This is a genomic window from uncultured Methanobrevibacter sp., assembly GCF_902774605.1.
Taxonomy (GTDB): Archaea; Methanobacteriota; Methanobacteria; order Methanobacteriales; family Methanobacteriaceae; genus Methanocatella.
The window spans coordinates 20,957-27,723 of record NZ_CACYJE010000020.1 but is presented as its reverse complement, the minus strand read 5'-3'; the positions used below and the strand labels follow the sequence as shown (position 1 = coordinate 27,723).

The following is a 6,767-nucleotide window of genomic DNA, read 5'->3' as shown; positions in this document are numbered from 1 at the left end:
GAGCCGTATGTCTTAAAAGGGACACGTACGGTTCTTAGAAGAGGGGAGACAAGCAATTGTCTCTTCTTATTCGACCTATTTTTCCAACATTAAAAAAAATACTACAAAATCAACATACCAAAAATAGTACAAACTTTTCAGATAAACTATAATAATATTATATTAGTATAATATATTAAATTTTCTTAAAAAAGTTTTTATTTTATCATGAAAGATTTTAAAATTGTATAGAAAACTATTGGAAAAATTAAAAGCATTGTTAATAAAATAAGCAAAAAACAAAAGATTAATTCAGAAAAAATTAAACATTTTTATTCAAAAATCGGATTTTAACATAAAATTTATATATTTTAGAATTTATAATGATTATACATGATAAATATATGGAGGAGAATTAATGATTGAAATTCGTTTTCATGGTAGAGGTGGACAAGGTTCTGTAACTGCTGCTGAAATTTTGGCTAAAGCAGCATTTAAGGACGGCAAATTTGTTCAGGCTTTCCCATTCTTTGGAGTTGAACGTAGAGGAGCTCCAGTTATGGCTTTCACCAGAATTGATGATCAGCCAATCGATTTGAGATATCAAATCTACAATCCAGACTACGTATTAGTTTTAGACGACGGACTATTGAAAGTAGTGGACGTATTTTCAGGAATCAAAGACAACACTGAAGTCATCATCAACACTACTGAATTCAAAGGAAGTGGAGAACACAAAGTATACGATATTGACGCAACTGGAATTGCGCTTGATATGTTAGGACGTAATATTGTAAACACAATCATCTTAGGATATTTTGCTAAAAAGACCAATGTTGTTAGTATTGAATCCCTTGTAGAAGTTATTAAAGAAACCTTCCCTGGAAAAATCGGAGAGTTGAATGCTGAAGCTACACAAAAGGCTTACGAAATGGGATAAAAAGGTGAGATCATGGTAAGTATAGGATGTGTAATAACAACCCCTGGAAGTAGTAAAAACAATAAGACCGGAAGTTGGAGAACTTTCAAACCTATTTTAGACAAAGAAAAATGTATTGATTGTGACAATTGCATTGTATTTTGTCCGGATTCCTGCGTAAACAAGCAACACGATATCGATTACGATTACTGTAAAGGATGCGGAATCTGCGCAAATGAATGTCCTTCAGATTCAATTGATATGGTAAAAGAATAAAGAGAGTGATTTAATGATAAGAGAAGTAATGACCGCAAACAAAGCAGTTGCAGAAGCTGCAAGATTGGCTAAGCCACAAGTTATTCCTGTTTATCCAATTACTCCACAAACTACAATTTCTGAATATTTAGCACAATATGTTGCTGATGAGAAAATCGATGCTAAATATGTTAAAGTAGAATCAGAACACAGTGCAATAAGTGCTGCAGTTGGAGCAAGTGCAACCGGAGTAAGAGTATTTACAGCAACATCCTCCCAAGGATTGATGCTGATGCACGAAATATTATTTGCAGCGGCAGGTATGAGAACACCATTCGTTTTAGCTGATGCAAACAGGGCAATTTCTGCACCATTAAACATTTGGAACGATCAGCAAGACTCCATTGCACAAAGAGATGCAGGATGGTTACAAATTTATGTTGAAAATGCACAGGAAGCATTAGACACTACTTTAATGGCTTATAAGATTTCTGAAAATCCTAAAGTGTTACTGCCTTCAATGGTATGTCTAGACGGATTTATTTTAACTCACACAGTAGAACCTGTAGAAATTCCAGACCAAGAACCAGTCGATGAATTTTTACCTCCATACAAAGCTGAACATGCATTCTTGGATCCTAAAAACCCAATGTCTATTGGTAACTTAGCTGATCCTGACTACTATCTTGAAGCAAGACATGACATGCAAGTGGCAATGGAAAACTCCCTTGAGGTAATCCAGCAGACTTGCGATGAGTTCGCAGAAATTTTCGGAAGAAAATATGGTCTTGTAGATCCATACAAAACAGAGGATGCAGACATTATATTTGTTGCTATGGGTTCACTTTGCAGTACACTCAGAGTAATAGTTGATGAATTAAGAGCAAAAGGCGAAAAAGTAGGATTGCTTAAAATCAGAGCTTACAGACCGTTCCCTGTTGAAGCGATTGATGAAGCCGTTAAAAACTGTGAAAGATTAGCAGTCATCGACAAGAACGTGACCTTCGGTATCGGCGGAGCATTATACACCGACATCAAGGCAAAAATACACAAGGACGCTTACGGATTCATCGCCGGTTTAGGTGGAAGGGACATCACCCCTGATGCAATCTTGGAGATTTATGAAAAAACTAAAAATGTGCCTGAAAAAGAAGTCACATGGATTGGACTTAAGGAGGAATAGATATGGTGGACATACCTGATAAAAACTTATTGGCACCAGGACACAGAGGTTGTGCTGGTTGTGGAGCATCTATCGCAGTTAAATTGGCTTTAAATGCACTTGGTGAAAATACTGTAGCTATTTCCGCTACCGGTTGTCTTGAAGTTATGACCACCCCATACCCAGAAACTGCATGGGAAGTTCCATTCATTCACGTTGCATTCGAAAACTCAGGAGCAGTCGCATCCGGTGTTGAAAGTGCACTCAGAATTCAAGGAAAAGAAAACGTCAATGTTATCGCTTTCGGTGGTGACGGAGGAACAGTGGACATCGGTCTGCAATCACTCTCAGGAGCTATGGAAAGGGGACATAACATGACCTACATCTGTTATGATAACGAAGCATACATGAACACTGGTATCCAGAGAAGTGGAGCAACTCCATTCGGAGCTACAACAACCACCTCCCCTATGGGCAGCGCCAGTTTCGGTGAAGACAAGCCTAAGAAGAACATGCCTATGATTATGGCAGCCCACGGAATACCATATGTTGCTACCGCATCCATAGCATTCCCTGAAGATTACGTTAAAAAAGTTAAAAAAGCTGCAGAAACCAAAGGCCCTGCATATATTCACTTGCAGCAACCATGTACTACCGGTTGGGGATTCCCATCCAACAAAACAATCGAAATGGGCAGGTTAGCTGTTGAGACTGGATCATGGATTTTATATGAAATCGAAAACGGCAAGTTCGACATCACTTACAGGCCTGAAGAAAGAAAACCTGTAAAAGAATACTTGGCACCTCAAAAAAGATTCAGACACTTAAGCGACGAGCTCATTGAGAAAATACAAAAATACGTAGATGCAGAGTGTGAAGAGTTAGGCTTATAGGAGGAAAGACAATGGAAAAAATTTCTGTAAACAGCCATTTATGTGACGGATGTATGAACTGTGAAAACATGTGCGCATCTGTACATAGCGCTAGTAGAATAAAAATAATAGAACATCATTCTATGTATTATTCCATTGTATGTCAACATTGTGAAAACGCACCATGTATCACAATCTGTCCGACCGACGCAATCGATGACGAAGGCGTGGACACCGAGAAATGTATCGGCTGCGGATTGTGCGTGATGGCATGTCCATTCGGTGCTATGACCTTCCAGGCAAGCACTGCTGAGAAATGTGACCTCTGTGCTGACAGGGACGAAGGACCTGCATGTATTAAAGCATGTACAAAAAGAGCTATTACTATTGCTGACCCGGCTAAGATCAAAGCCAAAAATCAGGAAAAATTCCTGGCTAAAATGGCTGGATTATATGAGCCTGAAGGCAAGAAGAGCGGTTTTGTCCATGTGATTACAAGTCAAGCAAGAGCAAGACTTGTATTAGAAGAATAAAAAATAGAATTATGTTTAATTCAGGAAATTGTACTGACTGTACAACCTGCGGAAGTTGTCAACAAACACCAAATGTTGACACTCCCATCTTATTTTGTATGAACTGCCAACCATCAGAAGCACCATGCCTTGAGGCGTGCAGCGAGAATGCCGTTGAAGTTTTGGGCGGAGCAATCACCATAAATGGAGAAAAATGCACCAGATGCCGAGATTGCGTTGAGGCCTGCCCTTTCGACATAATTAAAATTTAAATATTTCAAAATCCATAAATATGATTAATTGATTTTATAAAGGGTTTTATTTTGATTTCAAAAGATACTATTAAGAATACTGTTTATGAACTTTACAAGCAAGCCGTCATCGTCCTTGGAGAGGATGTCAAAAAATCACTAGAAGAGGCTCTTAAAATAGAGGAACATGACCTTGCAAGGTTAAATATTGAAGCCATCTTGAAAAATATTGAACTTGCAGAAGAGAAGGGCATTCCGATGTGCCAGGATACAGGTTTGCCTGTCGTTTTTGTGAAACTGGGCAACGTTGAAGTGGAAAACCTTCGCGAAGGAATAGAGGAAGGAATAATCAAGGCAACAAGGGAGATACCTATAAGGCCAAACATCGTCGATCCGCTCACACGCGAAAACACAAACATCAACATTGGAGAATACATCCCACCAATAGACATTGAACTTATAGATGAGGACTACCTTGAAATAACAATCCTGCCGAAGGGATTCGGTTCAGAAAACAACAATGCAATGAAAATGGCATTGCCTGCCGAAGGAATCCAAGGCATAAAGGAATTCGTCGTGGAATCAGTTCTTAAGGCAAAAGGAAAACCATGCCCGCCAACAGTAATCGGCGTTGGAATCGGAGGAACTTCAGACTTATGTTTAAAATTAGGTAAAAAGGCATTGCTTGGAAAAGTGGGTGAAAGAAACCCTGACCCTGAAATAGCAAAGCTAGAAGAAGAAATACTTGAAGAGATAAACGCTTCAGGAATAGGTCCAATGGGACTGGGTGGAAAAACAACAACATTGGACGTTAAAATACTAAAAGCACACACCCATACTGCAGGCCTTCCGGTAGGCGTTTGCATACAATGCTGGGCAGACAGGCATGCTACAACAAAAATATATGACGATTAGATAGAAAAAATAATAATCTAATCCCCTTCTTTTTTTCGAATTAATATCTGAATGATCTTGGAGTGGTTGGTCTTGGAATGTTTTCATGGAACTCCACTGCAACATCCATCATCTCAACGGAAATGTCTCCTATTCGGTCAAAAGCCTTGATTACCCTAAAGAGGTATATGAAGTAATTTGAACGCTCCTTCTCATCGAATGAGCTTTCAGCCATTTGGGTTGCAATCAGGTTGATTGCCTTGGACTGCATGATATGAATCGAATCCTCAAGCTCCATCAGGTCATCCTTAAGGTGAGTTTCCGCCTCAATGAATGCCTTCATGGCAAGGCGTATCATCTTCTGAGCGGTCTTGTACATTTTCTTCAGCTTCTTCACGATATTGTCATCAATCTCATAAACGTCATTGATTACGAACTTGGCAAGATGGCCGCAGTAATCGCCGATACGCTCCAGGTCATAAGCCACTTCATTATAAAGAAGTGACTTTGAAAATTCGGAATGATAGTTTATGCTCATGATGGTCTCCACTGAAGTCCTGATTTTTTCAACCATGTTGTTTGTTGCAAAATCCATCTCCAATGCCTTGTTCGCCTTGTCCACATCATGCTCTAGAATGGCGTCGAAGGAAGTTTCCAGTTGGGAGTGGACATGATGGGCCATGTTGGAGAGCATGTCATTGACTAAGGCATTGCCCGTGGTTGCTTTGGGGGCAGTATAGTCACTTAATGACTCGGCGATTTTCTCATAACTTTTCAGGTCAATCATGTAAGCCCTTTTAACAGTCCCGTCCTTGACGAGAGGCTGCAATAGTTGAGTAACGTATCTTCGTGTGATTCCCAGTTTTTCTGCAATTTCATCTTGTGTTGACGGGTTTTCATATAGGATAAAATCCAATATGTCCTTTAATGTCTTGTCCTTCTTACTCATAATTATCAGCTATTTCTTGTAATCGTCCAACAGGTCATTTGACTCGAATTGAATGTTGCCTGAAGACTTGTTGATGCCCCTTTGGGGTTTTTCAACCTCAACATGTTCCCTGAACATGACCTCGGAATCATTTTTAGGATGATTTACTGTTTCATGATTTCTTACGCGAATGCTTTTTCTTTTCTGGGCGTAATCGAAATCATCATGTTTTCTGGAATGATGTTTATTTTGAGCATGCTCTTGTGAGAAGTTTTGCTCGTTTATTTGATGTTTCATTGTTTTGAATTCCTTTTCTGATTCCCTTGCAGAGAATAAAATGTTGTATATTACAAATACAATCAGGATCAATGCGATTAGAGCTATCGGCAAATCAAAGTATGCGAAAATGATATCGTACATGTTTGTAATGACATTTCCGGCATCCACAAATCCCCTAGCCAGGAATATCAAACCGACAAATGCAATGATTCCACCGTAGGATTTCTTGATTATGTCCGGCTTTACAACCAATGGATATATACTGATCACAAGCATTGCCACACCCAGAATCCTGTACAGGTTATTTTCTGCAAGGTGCTGCAATGACAGGTATGCGCTGAGGAATCCGTGTGGCAGAATTCCAAATTCAGATAATAAAGCGAAAATTAACAGCAGCTGGATTAATCCTATGACCGCCAGCGGGAAAATGTATGCTACATCCCATTCGAATTTATGGCTGAATGTTGCTTTTTCAATAGGTTTTTCCAGTGCCTCTGAAAGCATGTTGTACAGCACTGATGAAACTACTGAACCTATAACAGTACCTGCAACTCCCATTACCGAAGTTAGAACAGCAACAAATGCTGAAATGCAACCTACAAGTATAAGTTTTTTATAATTCATAATTTTCACCTTAAAATTTAATTAAAAAAAAATTAATTAATACATAAATATTATTTATTTTCAAATGATTTAAAGGTTAAGGTATAATTTAA

9 protein-coding genes are annotated in these 6,767 nt (G+C 38.8%); 7 read left to right on the top strand and 2 right to left on the bottom strand.

Annotated features, from left to right (window positions below):
* The first annotated feature begins 397 nt into the window (after window positions 1-397).
* The 7 genes from QZU77_RS05475 to QZU77_RS05445 are packed head-to-tail and all read left to right on the top strand — an operon-like array spanning window position 398 to window position 4,865.
* On the top strand, window positions 398-919 hold the full coding sequence (locus QZU77_RS05475) for a pyruvate ferredoxin oxidoreductase subunit gamma (protein WP_295601185.1): 522 nt from the start codon (window positions 398-400) through the stop codon (window positions 917-919).
* A 12-nt stretch (window positions 920-931) separates the two neighbouring features.
* Window positions 932-1,174, top strand: a complete 243-nt coding sequence (porD, locus tag QZU77_RS05470; RefSeq protein WP_295601182.1) for a pyruvate synthase subunit PorD — start codon at window positions 932-934, stop codon at window positions 1,172-1,174.
* A gap of 13 nt (window positions 1,175-1,187) precedes the next feature.
* A complete protein-coding gene (gene porA / locus QZU77_RS05465) occupies window positions 1,188-2,336 on the top strand; it encodes a pyruvate synthase subunit PorA (RefSeq protein ID WP_295601179.1) in 1,149 nt (382 codons plus the stop codon).
* Window positions 2,337-2,338: 2 nt separating this feature from the next.
* Window positions 2,339-3,208 carry a pyruvate synthase subunit PorB gene (gene porB / locus QZU77_RS05460; RefSeq protein ID WP_394350524.1) on the top strand — a complete coding sequence of 290 codons (870 nt, stop codon included), beginning with the start codon at window positions 2,339-2,341 and terminating at the stop codon, window positions 3,206-3,208.
* A gap of 11 nt (window positions 3,209-3,219) precedes the next feature.
* Entirely contained in the window at window positions 3,220-3,720 is a 501-nt protein-coding gene (locus tag QZU77_RS05455; protein ID WP_295601177.1) for a 4Fe-4S dicluster domain-containing protein, read from the top strand.
* 11 nt (window positions 3,721-3,731) lie between these two features.
* Complete coding sequence (locus tag QZU77_RS05450; RefSeq protein ID WP_295601174.1) at window positions 3,732-3,971, top strand: 4Fe-4S binding protein; 240 nt, start codon at window positions 3,732-3,734, stop codon at window positions 3,969-3,971.
* 51 nt (window positions 3,972-4,022) lie between these two features.
* Window positions 4,023-4,865 (top strand): fumarate hydratase, encoded by an 843-nt coding sequence (locus QZU77_RS05445; RefSeq protein WP_295601171.1) that lies wholly within the window; start codon window positions 4,023-4,025, stop codon window positions 4,863-4,865.
* A gap of 40 nt (window positions 4,866-4,905) precedes the next feature.
* On the opposite strand, the gene QZU77_RS05440 is transcribed toward QZU77_RS05445, so the two are convergent.
* Together QZU77_RS05440 and QZU77_RS05435 are read right to left on the bottom strand one after the other, a co-directional pair.
* Window positions 4,906-5,793: a PhoU domain-containing protein gene (locus tag QZU77_RS05440; protein ID WP_295601168.1), complete on the bottom strand. Its 888-nt coding sequence runs from the start codon at window positions 5,791-5,793 to the stop codon at window positions 4,906-4,908.
* Window positions 5,794-5,802: 9 nt separating this feature from the next.
* Window positions 5,803-6,675, bottom strand: coding sequence for a hypothetical protein (locus QZU77_RS05435; protein ID WP_295601165.1), 873 nt, complete (start codon window positions 6,673-6,675; stop codon window positions 5,803-5,805).
* Window positions 6,676-6,767: the final 92 nt, after the last annotated feature.

Bases quoted from the DNA above. Each gene is read 5' to 3' on its own strand.
- QZU77_RS05475 (WP_295601185.1), top strand. From the start codon at position 398: ATGATTGAAATTCGTTTTCATGGTAGAGGTGGACAAGGTTCTGTAACT.
- porD (WP_295601182.1), top strand. From the start codon at position 932: ATGGTAAGTATAGGATGTGTAATAACAACCCCTGGAAGTAGTAAAAAC.
- porA (WP_295601179.1), top strand. From the start codon at position 1,188: ATGATAAGAGAAGTAATGACCGCAAACAAAGCAGTTGCAGAAGCTGCA.
- porB (WP_394350524.1), top strand. From the start codon at position 2,339: ATGGTGGACATACCTGATAAAAACTTATTGGCACCAGGACACAGAGGT.
- QZU77_RS05455 (WP_295601177.1), top strand. From the start codon at position 3,220: ATGGAAAAAATTTCTGTAAACAGCCATTTATGTGACGGATGTATGAAC.
- QZU77_RS05450 (WP_295601174.1), top strand. From the start codon at position 3,732: ATGTTTAATTCAGGAAATTGTACTGACTGTACAACCTGCGGAAGTTGT.
- QZU77_RS05440 (WP_295601168.1), bottom strand. From the start codon at position 5,793: ATGAGTAAGAAGGACAAGACATTAAAGGACATATTGGATTTTATCCTA.
- QZU77_RS05435 (WP_295601165.1), bottom strand. From the start codon at position 6,675: ATGAATTATAAAAAACTTATACTTGTAGGTTGCATTTCAGCATTTGTT.